The 17,129-nt window shown below is 46.1% G+C and carries 17 protein-coding genes; 5 read left to right on the plus strand and 12 right to left on the minus strand.

The annotated features are described in order from the left end of the window. Nucleotides 1-122: 122 nt before the first annotated feature. The 3 genes from GGR02_RS08515 to GGR02_RS08525 are packed head-to-tail and all read left to right on the plus strand — an operon-like array spanning nt 123 to nt 2,601. Nucleotides 123-755, plus strand: a complete 633-nt coding sequence (locus GGR02_RS08515; protein WP_183184312.1) for a GNAT family N-acetyltransferase — start codon at nt 123-125, stop codon at nt 753-755. A gap of 26 nt (nt 756-781) precedes the next feature. Beyond that, nucleotides 782-1,426, plus strand: coding sequence for an acetoin utilization AcuB family protein (locus tag GGR02_RS08520; RefSeq protein WP_183184313.1), 645 nt, complete (start codon nt 782-784; stop codon nt 1,424-1,426). Next, complete coding sequence (locus GGR02_RS08525) at nt 1,423-2,601, plus strand: acetoin utilization protein AcuC (protein ID WP_183184314.1); 1,179 nt, start codon at nt 1,423-1,425, stop codon at nt 2,599-2,601. The genes GGR02_RS08520 and GGR02_RS08525 overlap by 4 nt, the downstream gene beginning before the upstream one ends. Before the next feature lie 181 nt (nt 2,602-2,782). Here GGR02_RS08525 and ccpA read toward each other — a convergent pair whose 3' ends face one another. Together ccpA and GGR02_RS08535 are read right to left on the minus strand one after the other, a co-directional pair. Next, nucleotides 2,783-3,778 carry a catabolite control protein A gene (gene ccpA, locus GGR02_RS08530; RefSeq protein WP_183184315.1) on the minus strand — a complete coding sequence of 332 codons (996 nt, stop codon included), beginning with the start codon at nt 3,776-3,778 and terminating at the stop codon, nt 2,783-2,785. Between the two features lie 171 nt (nt 3,779-3,949). Next, nucleotides 3,950-5,032 carry a bifunctional 3-deoxy-7-phosphoheptulonate synthase/chorismate mutase gene (locus tag GGR02_RS08535; protein WP_183184316.1) on the minus strand — a complete coding sequence of 361 codons (1,083 nt, stop codon included), beginning with the start codon at nt 5,030-5,032 and terminating at the stop codon, nt 3,950-3,952. Nucleotides 5,033-5,199: 167 nt separating this feature from the next. On the opposite strand from GGR02_RS08535, the gene pilM reads away from it, so the two are divergent. Beyond that, nucleotides 5,200-7,350: a pilus assembly protein PilM gene (gene pilM, locus GGR02_RS08540; protein ID WP_183184317.1), complete on the plus strand. Its 2,151-nt coding sequence runs from the start codon at nt 5,200-5,202 to the stop codon at nt 7,348-7,350. A 13-nt stretch (nt 7,351-7,363) separates the two neighbouring features. Here the strand turns inward: pilM and ytxJ are convergent, their stop codons facing one another. Genes ytxJ through GGR02_RS08555 form a run of 3 tightly spaced genes read right to left on the minus strand, consistent with a single transcriptional unit; the run spans nt 7,364 to nt 8,470 of the window. Further along, nucleotides 7,364-7,690 (minus strand): bacillithiol system redox-active protein YtxJ, encoded by a 327-nt coding sequence (gene ytxJ / locus GGR02_RS08545; protein WP_183184318.1) that lies wholly within the window; start codon nt 7,688-7,690, stop codon nt 7,364-7,366. A 5-nt stretch (nt 7,691-7,695) separates the two neighbouring features. Beyond that, nucleotides 7,696-8,055: a YtxH domain-containing protein gene (locus GGR02_RS08550; RefSeq protein WP_183184319.1), complete on the minus strand. Its 360-nt coding sequence runs from the start codon at nt 8,053-8,055 to the stop codon at nt 7,696-7,698. Then, entirely contained in the window at nt 8,042-8,470 is a 429-nt protein-coding gene (locus GGR02_RS08555; RefSeq protein ID WP_183184320.1) for a DUF948 domain-containing protein, read from the minus strand. The genes GGR02_RS08550 and GGR02_RS08555 overlap by 14 nt, the downstream gene beginning before the upstream one ends. Before the next feature lie 138 nt (nt 8,471-8,608). Between GGR02_RS08555 and GGR02_RS08560 the strand changes: the two genes are divergently transcribed. Further along, a complete protein-coding gene (locus GGR02_RS08560) occupies nt 8,609-9,724 on the plus strand; it encodes an aminopeptidase (RefSeq protein WP_183184321.1) in 1,116 nt (371 codons plus the stop codon). A 71-nt stretch (nt 9,725-9,795) separates the two neighbouring features. On the opposite strand, the gene murC is transcribed toward GGR02_RS08560, so the two are convergent. The 7 genes from murC to GGR02_RS08595 form a co-directional block, all read right to left on the minus strand. Then, on the minus strand, nt 9,796-11,097 hold the full coding sequence (murC, locus tag GGR02_RS08565; protein WP_183184322.1) for a UDP-N-acetylmuramate--L-alanine ligase: 1,302 nt from the start codon (nt 11,095-11,097) through the stop codon (nt 9,796-9,798). Between the two features lie 239 nt (nt 11,098-11,336). Further along, entirely contained in the window at nt 11,337-12,434 is a 1,098-nt protein-coding gene (locus tag GGR02_RS08570; protein ID WP_183184394.1) for a nicotinate phosphoribosyltransferase, read from the minus strand. 144 nt (nt 12,435-12,578) lie between these two features. Continuing rightward, the gene (locus GGR02_RS08575; RefSeq protein ID WP_183184323.1) at nt 12,579-14,768 is read right to left on the minus strand and encodes a DNA translocase FtsK; all 2,190 of its coding nucleotides are present in this window, start codon (nt 14,766-14,768) and stop codon (nt 12,579-12,581) included. A 91-nt stretch (nt 14,769-14,859) separates the two neighbouring features. Further along, nucleotides 14,860-15,465, minus strand: a complete 606-nt coding sequence (ytpR, locus tag GGR02_RS08580; RefSeq protein WP_183184324.1) for a YtpR family tRNA-binding protein — start codon at nt 15,463-15,465, stop codon at nt 14,860-14,862. A 20-nt stretch (nt 15,466-15,485) separates the two neighbouring features. Then, nucleotides 15,486-16,283 (minus strand): DUF1444 domain-containing protein, encoded by a 798-nt coding sequence (locus tag GGR02_RS08585; protein WP_183184325.1) that lies wholly within the window; start codon nt 16,281-16,283, stop codon nt 15,486-15,488. Between the two features lie 12 nt (nt 16,284-16,295). Next, nucleotides 16,296-16,607: a thioredoxin family protein gene (locus tag GGR02_RS08590; RefSeq protein ID WP_183184326.1), complete on the minus strand. Its 312-nt coding sequence runs from the start codon at nt 16,605-16,607 to the stop codon at nt 16,296-16,298. After that, a complete protein-coding gene (locus tag GGR02_RS08595; protein WP_183184327.1) occupies nt 16,567-17,124 on the minus strand; it encodes a DUF84 family protein in 558 nt (185 codons plus the stop codon). Before GGR02_RS08595 ends, GGR02_RS08590 begins: the two co-directional genes overlap by 41 nt. Nucleotides 17,125-17,129 lie beyond the last annotated feature (5 nt).

The following is a 17,129-nucleotide window of genomic DNA, read 5'->3' on the forward strand; positions in this document are numbered from 1 at the left end:
TTTTAATTTCTCAATTTTTAAAAAATTTTATTTTGGAAATAAAGAAATTTTTTTGAAAACGCTTTAATTTTTCGGTTTTTATGTATAATGAGAGGTAGAAAACTTAGTCAGGTGGTGGCTAAATGGAACATAAGAAAACATATAATGCCAAGGAACTAAAAACACCAAAAGGGACGCTTATTATCGAAGGTCCTGTGCCGGCTGAAAAATTAGCAGCCTATGAATTTCACCATGATTTAACCGCCTTCCGCCAACCCGAACAACAACATCAAGCATTAATCGACATCGCTCGTCTTCCAGAAGGGAGAATTATTATTGCTCGACACCATCAAACGATCGTCGGCTATGTGACGTTTTTGTATCCTGACCCGCTCGAGCGCTGGTCGGAAGGAAAGATGGAAAATTTAATTGAACTAGGGGCAATCGAAGTCATTCCCGAATTTCGTGGCTATCAAGTCGGTAAAAACTTATTGATTGTGTCGATGATGGACGATGCGATGGAAGACTATATTATCATTACAACGGAATATTATTGGCATTGGGATTTAAAGCGGACAGGTCTTAACGTGTGGGAATATCGAAAAGTGATGGAGAAAATGATGAATGCCGGCGGACTCGTTTGGTATGCGACTGATGATCCGGAAATATGCTCCCATCCAGCCAACTGTTTAATGGCGCGCATCGGAAAACGGGTCGATCAAGAGTCCATTCAAAAATTTGACCGGCTTCGGTTTATGAATCGGTTTATGTATTAGGGGAAAACAAAGGGGGAGAGTTACGAATGATTGTCGAGCAAATCATGAAAACAAACGTGGCGACGCTTCAGCCACATCAGACGATTGCCGAAGCGATGCAGCTATTAAAGCAGCACCGAATCCGCCATCTTCCGATCGTCGACGAAGAGCAACATGTCGTTGGCATTGTGACCGACCGCGATATTCGCGATGTAAGCCCGTCCATTTTCCATGCGTGCGAGCATTTAGAAGATTTTGAAAAACCAGTTAGCACGATTATGAAAACAGATGTGATTACTGGTCATCCGCTCGATTTCGTCGAAGAAGTCGCGGCATTGTTTTACGAACATCGCATTAGCTGTTTACCGATTACAAAAGACGGAAAGCTCGTCGGCATTATTACCGAAACGGATTTATTATATACGCTTGTACAGCTAACAGGGGCACATCAACCTGGCTCGCAAATCGAAGTAAAAGTGCCGAATTTGAGCGGCATGTTAAGTGAAGTCACCGCCGTTTTTGCGAAGCGAAATGTGAATATTGCTAGCGTCCTTGTCTATCCTGATAAAGATGAACGTTATAAAATTCTTGTCTTCCGGATTCAAACGATGAACCCAATTCAAGTAATCGCCGATTTAAAAAGCGCGGGGTATACCGTATTATGGCCGAATTTGCCGGGGGTTTCATCATGAAAACAAATTGCGTATTCGTGTATTCAGATGACTTTCAGCTTTACAAATTTCATGAGGCACACCCGTTCAATCAGTTGCGGGTAAAACTGACGTATGAATTACTGCGGGAGATGCGAGCACTAACGGATGAGCAAATTGTTTCCCCACGCATGGCGACAGATGAAGAACTTGAACTCATCCATGACCGCGCGTATATCGATGCGGTGAAAGCTGCCGGGCAAGGGCGGCTGTCGGAAGAGGTCGCAATGAATTATGGGCTTGGCACCGAAGACACGCCGATTTTTCCGAATATGCATGAGGCAAGCGCATTGTTAGTAGGGGCAACGTTAACCGCGGTCGATTACGTCGTGTCAGGAAAAGCAGAGCACGCGCTCAGTTTAGGCGGAGGGCTTCATCATGGGTTTCGTGGCAAAGCATCTGGCTTTTGCATTTATAACGACAGCGCGGTAGCGATTAAGTATATGCAGGAGCGGTACGGATTACGCGTGCTATACGTCGATACGGACGCCCATCATGGCGATGGGGTGCAGTGGGCGTTTTATGACGACCCGAACGTTTGCACGTTTTCAATTCACGAAACAGGACGGTATTTGTTCCCAGGGACAGGAAATATTACGGAGCGAGGACAAGGGAAAGGCTACGGCTTTTCGTTTAATATCCCAGTCGATGCGTTTACGGAAGATGAGTCATGGCTTGATGCGTATACGCAAGCGTTTCGGGAAATTGCCGCTTTTTTTAAACCGGACATTATTTTAACGCAAAATGGTGCTGATGCGCACTATTATGACCCGCTTACCCATTTGTCGGTAACGATGAAAACGTATCGAGAAATTCCGAAAATCGCGCACGAAATTGCCCATGAATATTGTGGGGGACGTTGGGTGGCGGTCGGCGGCGGAGGATATGATATTTGGCGGGTCGTCCCGCGCGCTTGGGCGCTCATCTGGCTTGAAATGACGGAACAATCAAACATTTCAGGCAACCTTCCGCAAGCGTGGCTTGATAAATGGCAGCCGCACGCCCCAGTGCCGCTTCCGCCGGAATGGGACGACCCCGACATGTTATACCCGCCCATTCCGCGCAAGGCGGAAATTACCGAAAAAAATGCCCAAACGGTCGAAAAAGCGCTCTACCCGATTCGCAACCCGCGCTCAAACATGAAACAAAGCCTGTGAACATTTCGCAGGCTTTGTTTTACAACTGCTCGCCTCCGCTTTTCGGTATTGTCTAGCTACGAACTAACATCCTCCTCCGCTCCGCTTTCTCCGTCGACGTGCACGGCACGTCTCGTCGAAAGCTTTCGCTTCCGTCGGATGTTTCCTTGGCTTCGCCAAGGACCGTTCTCCGCTTTTCTTTTTATTTCGTCGATTGGCGGTATTCGATGCGGTGTGGTAAGACGACGATATGGTTTTCGACACGCTCTTTGTTCATGTATTTTGTAAGCAGGCGCATCGCGACGGCGCCGATGTCGTACATTGGTTGAACGACCGTTGTTAAGCGCGGGCGCACCATCGTTGCTAGTCTTGTATTATCGAAGCCGATGACTTCCAATTGCTCTGGCACATGCACTCCGTGGTCTTGCGCACCATGGATAATGCCAAGCGCCATTTCGTCTGTTCCGGCAAATACCGCGGTCGGTTTTTCTTCTAATTCCGCTATTTTTTCATACGCCTCAATGCCGGAATCATACGAATAATCCCCTTCGACAATAAGCGCTTCATCGTAAGCGATGCCATGCGCTTCTAACGCACGGCGATATCCTGCAAGCTTTTTAGTATTGATTGGGTCGTTTGCTGGCCCTGTAATATACGCAACACGCGTATGCCCTTTTTCCAGCAAGTGCGTAACCGCTTCAAAAGCAGCTTGTTCGTAATCGATATTGACAGACGGAATGAGATGATTTTCTTCAATCGTCGCCGCTAAAACAATCGGCACGTCCGATTTTTGAAATTCGTTCACATGCTCTTCTGTAATATTGCCGCCCATAAACAAAATGCCGTCCACTTGCTTTGCAAGCATCGTGTTGAGCAAATGCAACTCTTTTTCTTTATTTTGGTCGGAGTTGCTTAAAATGATATTATATTTATACATCGTTGCGATATCTTCAATTCCGCGAGCTAATTCGGCAAAAAAGATGCTCGAAATGTCAGGGATAATCACGCCAACCGTCGTCGTTTTTTTGCTTGCAAGCCCGCGAGCAACTGCGTTTGGCCGATACCCTAATCGCTCAATCGCTTCCAATACTTTTTTTCTTGTGGATGGTTTCACATTTGGGTTTCCATTGACGACGCGCGACACGGTCGCCATCGACACGTTCGCTTCCCGCGCCACATCATAAATCGTTACATTCATTTCTTTTCACTCCTCAATCTATTTTCTCACACCGCAAATCTTGCCTATTTATGTAGATTTATCATACGATACATTATCGCTTAATCGCAACGTCTTCGCAAACATTTTGCAAATGTTTTCATACATTACGCAAAACCCCCTCCACCTATGATACAAGTGGAGGGGGAGGGGTTAGACTCTTACCATTTGTCGTTGGAACGATTTTAGTTCTTCCATGAATTCATTGAATTGGTCGATGTCCATTTGTTGCGCGGAATCTGATAAAGCAACTGCTGGGTCTGGATGGACTTCGGCCATGACGCCGTCTGCACCGATTGCCAATGCCGCTTTCGCACAAGGAAGCAATAAGTCGCGTCGTCCGGTCGAATGCGTCACATCGACAAATACCGGTAAATGCGTTTCCTTCTTCAAAATTGGCACTGCTGAAATATCAAGCGTATTTCGCGTCGCACGCTCATACGTGCGAATGCCGCGCTCGCAAAGGATGATTTGGTCGTTTCCTTGCGACATAATGTATTCTGCTGCATTAATAAATTCTTCAATCGTCGCCGCCAATCCGCGCTTTAACAATACCGGTTTTTTCACTTGCCCTGCCGCTTTCAACAGTTCAAAGTTTTGCATGTTGCGGGCGCCGATTTGAATGACGTCAATGTAATCGAGCGCAAGCTCAATATCTGCCGGCGTAACGATTTCGCTAATGACCGCTAACTCATACTCATCCGCGATTTGTTTTAAAATTTTCAATCCTTCTAATCCGAGTCCTTGGAAATCGTATGGGGATGTTCTTGGCTTATAAGCGCCGCCGCGCAATAATTTCAAGCCGTGCTTTTTCACCGCTTTCGCTACTTCGGCTACTTGTTCGTAGCTTTCGACCGCGCATGGCCCCATGACAAAATATTGCTTGCCGTCGCCGATTTTTTCGCCTTTCACATCAACAATCGTATCTTCCGGCTTTTTCTTCCGTGAAACGAGAAGCGCTTTTCGATGGTCATCTTCTTGCAACTCTAATCCTGCTTTAAAAATTTCTTTAAAAATATGTTTCAATGTCGCCGTTTCAAACGGCCCATCGTTATGTTCAAGAATTAAATCAAGCATTTTGCGCTCGCGAACCGGGTCGTACCGGTATGTTCCTTGCGCTTCTTTGATTTTTCCGATTTCTTGAACAAGCCGTCCCCGTTCATTAATCAATTTCAAAATTTGCAAATTCACCTCATCGACCCTTGCCCGCAACTCATCTAATCTTTCATTGCTCATGCTTTCTCTCATCCTTTCTTTATAAAAGCTGAAAAATATGATACATTTCTAATAATTAGACATTATTATAATGCAAACCATTTCGATTGTCACGAAAAAACTTTAATAATTAAACGCTTTTAAGCGATAAAGTATCATATGATATTTCCATAAAGAAGGTGAACGTGATGTCCACTATTTTTGCCCTCGACATCGGAACTCGTTCTGTTGTTGGAGTTATTTTACAAGAAACGAATGGAATTTATCAAGTAGTAGAAATGATAATCAAAGAACATCGCGAACGGGCGATGCTCGACGGACAAATTCATGACGTGCCAGCCGTTGCTTCTATCATTATGGACATGAAAAACGAATTAGAACAAAAATATGGCCCGCTAAAAAAAGTATCCGTCGCCGCCGCAGGAAGAGCGTTAAAAACCGTGCGGGCGGAAGCGACGTTTTCCATTGCCGGCAAGCCAATGATGACGAAAGAAGATGTGACCCATTTAGAATTAAGCGCGGTACAACAAGCACAAGCAACACTTGCCGCACAGCAACACGAACAAAGCCACCACTACTACTGCGTTGGCTACTCTGTCGTTCATTATACAATCGATGGCCAAGAAATCGGCAGCTTAATTGACCAACAAGGAACAGAAGCAACGGTCGAGGTGATTGCGACGTTTTTGCCAAAAATCGTCGTCGAATCGCTGTTAGCGGCTTTACAGCGAGCAGAGCTGGAAATGGAAGCGTTGACGCTTGAACCGATCGCGGCGATTAACGTCCTTATTCCGCCAACGATGCGCCGCTTAAACGTCGCGCTTGTCGACATCGGGGCAGGCACTTCCGATATTGCCATCACCGACCTCGGCACTGTCGTCGCCTACGGAATGGTGCCGATTGCCGGCGATGAAATTACCGAAGCGATTTCCGACCATTATTTGCTTGATTTTCCGCTTGCGGAAAAAGCGAAGCGCGAACTTTCTGTAAACGAAACGGTAATGATTACCGATATTTTAGGGTTCGAAACCGCGGTGCCACGTGAAGAAATGATTGCGGCAATCTCTCCTGCGATTGACCGTTTAGCAGCGGCAATTAGTGAAGAAATTTTCGCATTAAATGGCGGAAAACCGCCAAAAGCAGTCATGCTCGTTGGCGGCGGCAGCTTAACGCCAGAACTTCCGAAGCGGCTTGCCCATCAACTTCAACTGCCAGAAAATCGCGTTGCTATCCGCGGCGTCGAAGCGATTCAAAAATTAAATGTGACACGAGAGCTACAAGCATATGGTCCTGGGTTAGTGACACCGATTGGCATCGCTATTTCCGCCAAACAAAATCCGGTGCAATACGTTACCGTTCACGTCAACGACCAACTCATTCGCCTATTCGACATGAAACAATTGACCATTGGCGACTGTTTGCTTGCGGCTGGCATTCCGCTTCATAAACTGTACGGAAAGCCAGGGATGGCGCTTGTTGTTACCGTCAACGGCCAACTCGTCACCATCCCTGGAACGTACGGTGAGCCGCCGCGATTATGGAAAAACGGCGAGCCTGCTTCGTTAGATTCTTTTGTGCAAAACGGAGATCGAATAGTTGTGGAAAAAGGGAAAGATGGAGAAAAAGCAACGATTCAGCTAAAAGAGCTAATCGACGAACTGCCGCGTAAAACCATCACCATTAACGGAAAGCCGTACGAAATGAAAGCAACGGTCTACCAAAACGGACGACCAGCTTCCCTTGACGGGGAAGTGCATGACCGCGACGTTATTAACGTAAAGATGCCGGAAACGATTGCGGCATTGCTAGAAGAACTACAGCTTTCTCATTTATTGCAAACCGCTGTCCCGTATACGGTACACATCAACGGGACAACGACAGAAATCAAACCGTTTTCCGGCGCCCTTTATAAAAATCGAATCGAAGTGAAACCGTCTGCTAGCTTTGAAGACGGGGATAGTATTGACATTATCCCGCAAAAAACACCGACCGTTCAAGAATTGGCGGACGCTAAACAACTTCGTCTGACCTATTCCATCCCCGTCCGCTTTAACGGAGAAATCGTGACGCTCACCAAACCGGCAGTTCAAGTAATGAAAAACGGACAGCTGCTCAACGCGGACGACGTTATCGAAAGCGGGGCAACGATAGAAATCGTTGAGCAAGCAGGAGAAACTTTTATTTTCCAAGACATTTTCAACTACGTCGAAGTGGACGTTCCATCCTCTGGAACATCGTTTCATTTATTAAAAAACGGCGAACGTGTCACGTTTTATGAACCGCTTGCGCCAGGCGATCATTTAGAAATTGTCTGGGAAAACGTCGTGCAAAAAGGCTGAACCATCTGTCGGTTCAGCCTGCTTGTTTTGTTAACGCCTCATACGTGATATTCCAATGCGACGCATGCCAGACAACAGCGCCATTTTCAAACAGAAGCGCCTGCGGAGATTCGTGCTTGACGCCGAACGTTTCTGCTATATAATTCGACAGCGGGCGCGCTTCTTGCACGAATAAATAGTACGTCTCCATCTCCGGATGGTCGGCTACAAATGTTTCATATTCGTCAAAAGCTGCGCGGCTAATCGGACATGTCAAACTATGTTTGATAAGCAAAAACCGGTGGTTTTCGGCCAACACTTGCTCGAATTGTTCAATCGTTTCTACCTTTTGTTTCCCCATCCTCTTCACTCCTCATGCAACTTTTGTTCTGCCTCATGAAGCGCTGCTTCCGTTTCTTTCAACAACTTTTCAATATTTTCTTTGTTTTCTTTGTTGTCAAGCGGAATCGGAATCGAAGTGATTCCTTCTTGTGGCGCTTCTTGTTCTTGTTTCGCTATCGGAACGAATTTCGCAACTTCCTTCGTCTTTTCTTTCGCGATTTCTAGCCACTCATTCGCTGTTTCCTTTAGCGGTTCCAATGCCTCGTTTTTGTTCAGTTCTTCTAGCCACTGTTTTCCTTTCTCGCTCGTTAAAAAGATGGCAGTAGCAGCGCCAACAACACCACCGACAATCGCTCCGAATAAAAATCCATTATTTTTTCCCATCTTCCACACCTTCCTTCGCTTTTCTTTTTTTCTTCTCTTTCCATTTTCCCCATATTTCTAAAAAAGCATTGCTCCATTGAAACGCTTGGACGAGTTTTTGTTCGTTTGCTGTCCATTTTTTCACTAATGCGTCATTGAACGTTTGCACGGTCGAACCGACTTGCTTCACCGCTTCAAATAGAACGTTGACACTTTCAACCTTTTTTTGCACGTCATCGACGACCGCGTTCGTTTTATGAAGCAGTTCTGCCGTTTCCGTGCCGATTGCTTGAATTTGCTTTTCCATTCCTTCGATTGTTTTCGTTAAGCTTTGCAGCGTGCCTTGCACCGTTTTCAATGTTTTGATTAAATAAATGACTAAAAGAAAAAAAGCAACGGCAATCAAAGCGACGCTTAAGTATAAAAGAATTTTCACATCTTCTCCTCCCTCAATGTTGCAGTCTATTCCATCATTCGACACATCCTCGACAAATTCCTGCAAAACATTTCGTTCAACAAATGATGTGAAATCGGTTACAATAAGCATGTACATATACAATAGGAGGAATCATCAATGAAAGACCCACGCATTGAACAATTAGCAAAAACGTTAATTCATTATTCGATTCGCCTACAAAAAGGCGAAAAGGTGCTAATCGAAAATTTCGGCTTGCAGCGTGAACTTGTCATCGCACTCGTTCGTGAAGCGTACGCTGCGGGAGGATATCCGTTCGTCTTATTGAAAGACCAACAAGTCGACCGCGCCCTTCTTCTCGGCGCCCAAGAGGAACAGTTCACCATGATGGCGGAATTTGAAGCAAACGTCATGGCGCAAATGGATGCGTACATCGGCTTGCGCTCTGGCGACAACATTAACGAATTAGCGGATGTGCCAGACGACAAAATGAAACTGCACGGCCGAACGATTATGCAAAAAGTGCATCGCGACATTCGCGTACCAAAAACAAAATGGGTCGTGCTCCGCTATCCAAATTCGTCGATGGCGCAGCTTGCGAAAATGAGCACGGAAGCATTTGAAGACTTTTATTTTAACGTATGTACCCTTGATTACAGCAAAATGGACAAAGCGATGGATGCACTTGTCGCGTTAATGGAAAAAACGGACGAAGTGCGCATTACCGGGCCTGGAACGGATTTAACGTTCTCGATTAAAGGCATTCCAGCGATTAAATGTTCAGGGCAAATGAACATCCCTGACGGGGAAGTGTATACCGCACCTGTGCGCGATTCTGTCAACGGCACGATTTCCTTTAACACCCCATCGCCGTACCATGGATTTACGTTTGAAAACGTGAAACTAACCTTTAAAGACGGAAAAATTATCGAAGCAACCGCTAATGATACGGAACGCATCAACAAAATTTTTGATACAGATGAAGGGGCACGCTACATTGGCGAGTTTGCGATTGGCGTTAACCCGTACATTCAACATCCGATGCAAGACATTTTATTTGATGAAAAAATTGACGGAAGCTTTCATTTCACACCGGGACAATGCTACGACGAAGCGTACAATGGAAACCATTCGAACATTCATTGGGACATGGTCATGATTCAACGCCCAGAGTATGGTGGCGGTGAAATTTATTTCGACGGCGTGCTCATCCGTAAAGACGGACGCTTCGTCATCCCAGAACTAGAGCCGCTCAATCCAGAACATTTAAAATAACACACTGCCGGTCTGAAACAGGCCGGCTTTTTTGTTAGGCTCACAAAAAACACCAAGGACGCTCCTTGGTGTTACGAGTGAACGGTTTGTTCATATGCTTCTTGGAATTTTTGAATGTCGCCTGCGCCCATGAATACTAGCACCGCCTGCGGATGCTGTTTTAACACCGATATATCGTTTTCTTCTACGAGGCGAGCTTGCGGAATCTTCGCCTGCAAATCGCGAATCGAGACCTTGCCGTGATGCTCGCGCGCCGAACCGAAAATGTCGCATAAGTATACATGATCCGCCAGTTGCAAACTTTCGGCAAACTCTTGCAAAAACGTCTGCGTTCTTGTGTACGTATGTGGTTGGAAAATCGCGACAACTTCTCGCTCTGGGTATTTTTGTCTTGCTGCTTCTAACGTCGCGACAATCTCCCGCGGATGATGTGCGTAATCATCAATTAAAATCTGGTCGCCAAGCTGCTTTTCGCTAAAGCGGCGCTTCACACCTTGGAACGTTTTCAACCGCTCTTGAATAATGTGAACATCTATTTCTTCGTAATGGCAAAGCGCAATAACGGCTAACGCGTTTAACACGTTATGGTCGCCAAAGCGCGGAATGTCAAACGACGCAAAAAACGTATTGCGGACGAATACATCGAATGACGTGCCTTCTTTCGTCTTCACAACGTTTCGTGCCTGAAAGTCATTATCTTCTCCAAACCCGTAAAACAATACTGGCACTTTCGCTTGAATTTTTTGTAAATACTCGTCATCGCCGCACGCAATAATGCCTTTTTCCACTTGGAGCGCCATCTCTTGAAACGCCGCAAATACGTCTTCAATATTGGCAAAATAATCCGGATGGTCAAAATCAATATTTGTCATAATCGCATAGTCCGGAAAATACGATAAGAAGTGTCGGCGATATTCACACGCCTCAAATACAAAATATTGGCTGCCTGGCACCCCTTTTCCTGTGCCGTCGCCAACTAAATACGACGTCGGCTTCGCTCCTTGCATCACATGCGCCAACAGTCCCGTCGTCGATGTTTTTCCGTGCGCTCCTGTCACCGCAATGCTCGTGAATTTTTGCAAAAATTCCCCTAAAAAGCGGTGATAGCGGATGACTGGAACTCCTAGTTCATGCGCTGCTTGAATTTCTTCATGTGTATCTGGAAACGCGTTCCCGGCAATTACCGTTACCCCCGGTCGAATGTTTTCCTTGCGAAACGGAAAAATAGGAATTCCCCGCTCGTGTAACGCTTTTTCCGTAAAAAAGTACTTTTCTACATCAGACCCTTGAACCGTGTAGTTCATATCATGAAGAATTTGTGCTAATGGGCTCATTCCTGTTCCTTTAATGCCTACGAAATGGTAAACAGTCATAGCAAGACCTCCAACAATCGTCTATCTGCGGGGCTAGTACTGGAGCGTCCTCGTACGTGGAAGCCCCTTTTTTGACGCTTCTTCTGTAACACAGTATATGACATCGATGCGAATTTGCCATTTCCATATGTATTCTCACATTTCATCATTATATCACTGTTTTTCGTTCACGACTATGAGGAAAAAAAGAAAACTGATATCTCTATCAGTTTTCCCGCAAATCAAAATTGTATTTCCGGTTAGTCCACTTTTTCTAGCCGTGGATTCGGGCGGTATCTTCGTCCTGCTTTTGCTTGATGTTTGCCATTAAGCAAAACGTTATCCCCTGTAAAGCCGATATGAATTTTTAACAAGCTGCTTCCGACCCCATACATATCCACTGGTACGCCTTGTTTTTCGAACTCGATAATGCGCTGTTCGTTAAATCCCCCGCTTACAACAATTTTGACGTGATGGAATCCTTCGCGGTCAAGCGCTTCGCGTAAAGCGAAAATAAGCGGAGGGTTAACGCCGCGCGGGTCGAACGTGCCGAGCACTTCCGGATGGCGAATAAAATATTGGTCGATCATCGTTCGGGATGTATCGACGCGCACCCCTTTTAGTTTATCGCCAAACTCGCGCGCCACTCGAAGGGCATCTGTAATACAGTCATTATTATAATCAACAAGAACGATTAAATCGTCTTCTGGATATTTGGCATAATATGCTTTCGCTGCCGCAACGACATCGCCGTCAAACAGCTGGATAAGCGCATGCGGCATCGTTCCCATCCCTTGCTTGCCCCACCATTCGTTCATCGCATGGGTCGCTTGGGCAGTAGAACCGCCAATGAACGCCGCATATCCGTCGCCAGCTTGTTGCGTATAATGGTCATCGCGGTCACCCATAAAAATAATCGGCTTTTGTACGCCAGATAGCGCCGCGGCTTTGACGACGTTGTAGACGTTCGTCGCCACCGATGTCCGGCGGGCTAAAATGCCGTCAATAATCCCTTCTAAATAGCCGAAGTTTTGGTATGGACCTGTAATCGTCAATACCGTTTCAAACGGGCTTATTTTATCGCCGTCTTTCAACGAATAAATTTCAAGCTTTTCCGGCTCATCGGCAAATGTTTTCACAAGGGCAATGACTTCGTCTGTGCCGCACAATACGGCGTGTTCTTTTTGGAAAAATTGCATCGTTACAATGTTATTTGGACAAAATTCGCGCACAATTTCCCGCGTCTTTAAAAAATAAACCGCCGAAAACCATCCGTCACGAATACGTTCATCAAATTTGAACGTTTTATTCGTTAACCGTTTAATTTTCCCTTGCAGCTTTAATTCAATTTCTTTCATGGCTTCTGTTCCCTCGCCTATCATCATGTCGTCTCCCCACTTTTAAGAATATTTCATCCACTAATAGACTAGTTTTTTTGCTAAAGTCCATTTTTCGACGGATAAAAAACTTATGTTCAATTTTTAGTATCCCACACCCGTCATTTACAGTTGCTCTTGTAGCTCAGCTAGTTCTTCTTCCGTAATTAATACTTCGCGCGGTTTGCTGCCGCGCGCCTCAGAAATAATTCCTTGTTCTTCCATCATTTCAATCAAGCGGGCGGCACGGTTGTAACCGATGCGAAACCGCCGTTGCAAGCTTGACGTCGAAGCGCCTCCTTGCTGCACCACAAATTCACACGCTTCATAAAATAAGTCGTCGCCATCGTTCGATAGCGCGCTTTGTTTAAGAAAGTCGTCCTGCTCAAATAAGTAAGCCGGCGGCATTTGCGCTTTCACATGCGCGACAACCCGCTCGATTTCTTCATCGGAAACAAAGTTCCCTTGAATGCGCACCGTTTTCGATGTACCGTTTTCTAAAAACAGCATATCGCCTTTTCCAAGCAATTTTTCTGCCCCGTTTGTGTCGATAATCGTCCGCGAATCGACTTGGGATGAAACAGAAAACGCGATGCGCGTCGGAATGTTCGCTTTAATCAATCCCGTAATAACGTCAACCGACGGGCGTTGCGTCGCAACGAGTAAATGAATGCCACACGCTCTCGCTTTTTGGGCAATTCGGCATATCGCTTCTTCGACATCGGCTGGTGCAACCATCATTAAATCAGCCAATTCATCAATGATAATGACAATATAAGGAAGATGTTGTCCTTGCGCTCCGTCTTTTTTCACGAGCTCATTATATTTTTCAATATCCCGTACACCTGTATGGACAAACAACTCATACCGCCGCTCCATTTCCTCGACCGCCCATTTGAGCGCCCCAGTTGCCGCTTTTGCATCCGTAATGACCGGGCTGACTAAATGCGGAATATGGTTGTACGGCGCCAGTTCGACCATTTTCGGGTCAATTAATAATAGTTTCACTTCGTGCGGAGCTGCTTTATATAATAAGCTCACAAGCATGGCGTTAATGCAGACGCTTTTTCCAGAACCAGTCGCGCCAGCAATGAGCCCGTGCGGCATTTTTTTTATATCGGTGACAATCGGCTCCCCAGATAAATCTAACCCAAGCGCGACAGCAAGCGGCGACGGATTCCGGCGAAACGCTTCGCTTTGCAACACTTCGCGCAGGAATACCGGTCGGCTATGGACGTTTGGTACTTCAATGCCGATTGTGCTTTTTCCTGGGATTGGAGCTTCCATACGAACGTCTTTTGCCGCAAGGCTCAGCTTGATATCATCGGCAAGGCTTGTAATTTTACTTACTTTCACACCTGGCGCTGGCTGTACTTCAAACCGAGTCACCGTTGGCCCTTGCGTCACGCCGACGACTTTCGCTCCGATATGGAAATTTTGAAACGTTTCATCTAACCGCTTTCGCTGTTCATGCAGCCAATGTTCGTCCATTTCTTTTCTTGCTTGCGGCGGCTGCAACAAATCGAACGACGGAAAGCGATAGCTTTTCGCTTCTTCTTTTTTCTTTTCCTCTAATTTTTTTCGGTCTTGCTTCAGCATCATCACATTGTATGGAATGCGCGACGATGGCTGTCGTTCTTCCGTTTTCGGCGCTTCTTGTTTTGGCGGTGTTGCTTCTTTAGGCACAAGCGATTCCTCTAGCACAGGCGATTCTTCACTTTCTTGCACTACTTCAAAAAAGCGCTCTTTTTGACTTTCTCGCCCTGCTTCTTCGAGAAAACGCTCTTCTTCACTTTCTCCCGCTGCTTCTTCGAAAAAGCGCTCTTTTTGGCTTTCTTGCACTGTTTCTTCGAAAAAGTGCGCCTCGCCCACTGCTTCCTCCAGTTGAAGAGGAGTTGCTTCCTCTGGCGAAAAATTCATTTCGGCCAAGTCCGTTGATGCGTCAGCTGTTCGCTCTATTCGCTTCGGACGCGCTTTATAGCCGTAAACCGGCGACGGCACTTCGGTCGGACGAAACGGGCGTTTTTCTGCAAAATAACGTTTTCTTTCGTTTTCTATCGGTTCGTTGTCCGCAAAGCGGCTGTTTACCGACGTGAAGCTATCCATCATTTCCTTTTCTACCGGCTCGTCATCGACAACTGCCGACCGCCGCTCATCAGGGATTAACGGAAAGCGAAATTTTCCGGACGGGTATTGATACGCCACTTTCACTTCTAACTCTGGTGTTGACGTTGGCGCTTGTGGCGGTGCTTCATATTCTAGTGCTTGGCGTTCTTCTTGAAAAAAATAGCGAATAAGGCGCTTTAGCCAATTCATGGGCATGTCACTCTTTCTATTCTCTTTTCAACTTTCTATTTTACCAACTTTAGAAAAAAAGTCACTAGATATCCTAGTGACTATGCAATCATTACCGCATAAACGGCTGTCCGACTTCGTATTCGTCCGACAAGACGAGGATGCCTTTTTCTTGCGGTGCATTCGGTAACTCTAACTCGCGCGCCGAGCAAATCATCCCATACGATGGAACGCCGCGCAACTCTGCTTCTTTAATGACAAGCCCACTCGGCATAACCGCACCGATTTTTGCCACGACTACTTTTTGCCCTGCCTCCACGTTTGGCGCGCCGCACACAATTTGCAGCACTTCTGTTCCGACATCGACTTGGCAAACGCTTAATTTATCTGCGTTCGGATGTTTTTGTTTTTCTTTCACATAGCCAACGACAAACTTTGGTGAAAAGTCAGCTTCAATCGTTTCCGAAAAACCATTTTTCGCTAACAACTCGTTCATCACACCGACAAGTTCATCGGTTACCTCTACTGTCCCATTTCCGCTCACCGCATAATAAGAAGAAATGTTAAATAGATTGTACCCTGCTGTTTCATTCGTCGTTTCATCAAAAATGCGCACAACATCGCCCTTTTTCTCGATGGCTCGCTTCTCGGCATCGAGCGGTTTTAAAGAAACAAGTAGTACGTCTCCAATTCCGTCACGATTATAAAATACGTTCATCGTATCCTTCCTTTCTTTCCCTACTGTTTTCGTCGATTTTTTCCTAAGATAAATATCGGCTCTAGGTTGCCGTTTTCGTATAAAAACGAAAGCGCCGTAATCGGCACACGTCCGCTCGCAAAAAAGCTCATCGTCAATTGGGCGAGCACATCGTACCCTGTGTCGTTTTGAATGTCGGCGATAATAAGCACGTCTTGGTGCGGCACCGCTACAAACATCGTTCCGTTTATTTTCGCCGATAGATTAGCTAAAAACGGCTCGTTTAATATTCGGCTTGCGTCATAGCCGTCGTTTGTATTGACGAAATAAAACGTATTTCCTGCCACCGTATCTTCTTTCACCGGGACGGCGAGCGAGCGAACGTTAAAGCGCGCCATTTCTTTCATATGGCGAACATCCCAATTTTCCTGCTCGATGAGCTTTTTGTCAATGAGTCGATATGTATTTCCTAAATCAAGCGCATAATAAATGCGCGTTTCCGCCGTATGTTCATCGTACACAAGCGGGATTCCGTCGCTTGTTTCCGTCGGAAACGAAGTCGAGCGAATGACCGGATAAATGTCTTTTTCTTTGCCGGATAGCGTGTATGTTTTGTGCATCGTGCAAAGCGTCTGTTCAACATAATAAACAATTTCTTCCACTGCTTGTTCTTTCGCTTCTTCCCATTTGGCTATGATATTTGGAAGCGAAATCGTTACCCCTTTTTTCGTCTTTTTGTCTTCAATGCGCAACGTATCTTTTTTTCGGTCGAAATGAAACGCCCAATCGTACTGCGCTAGCCGGCGTTCGATTTCTTTCGCCATCGTTTTGCTGTCCATCGCAATCCCTCACTACAGCCCGCGAATAAACTGCTCGATTTCTTCTTTTGTTTTCCGGTCTTTGCTGACAAAGCGGCCGAGCTCTTTTCCGTTGTCATACGCGATGAAGCTTGGAATACCGAATACGTTTTCTCTTTGGCATACATCTAATAGCTGATCGCGGTCGACATAATAAAATGCATACTCTGGAAACCCCTGCTCGATTTCCGGCAGCACCGGTTCGATAAACCGGCAATCTGGGCACCAATCTGCGGAAAATACGAACACCACTTTTTTCGTTTGTTTAACTTCTTCGTATTGTGCTGCGGTCGCAATATATTGCATTGTTATCTTCTCCCTTCGACTGTAAAAATTCGTATTGTCCAACCAATAACTGAACGATATGTGCATACATATCCGCGCGGCTAATACGACCGTTCGTCAATATGCCGACAGCCCCTTCGTTTTGTCGGATGTCTTCTTTTCCCGTATATTCGTTCATCGCTTCTCCAAGTTCTTTGCCCCGTAATACGTCGTTTGCTACTTCCGGCGGCAAAGGAAAGCGAGCGCCGCCTGCCGTGATGACCGTTCCAGCGGAATCAACAAGCGCTCCCCAATTGCATACCCACAGCGTGTCATTCATCTCGACGACACCCCCTTCTAACCCGATACCAATATCCGCCTTGATTTTCACACACGCCTCTTTCGCGCGGTGAATTGCCCCTATTCGCGTTTCTGCATCGGAAAACGGTTGGGCTGCTACTCCCGAATCAACTTCCACTGGGACGACTTGCTCCTTTGTAAACACCGCTGCCACGGCTGCTACTTTCGCTCGGTTCGTAGTACCTACGGCAATGACCATGCGTT

This window comes from Anoxybacteroides voinovskiense, assembly GCF_014196205.1.
Taxonomy (GTDB): Bacteria; Bacillota; Bacilli; order Bacillales; family Anoxybacillaceae; genus Anoxybacteroides; species Anoxybacteroides voinovskiense.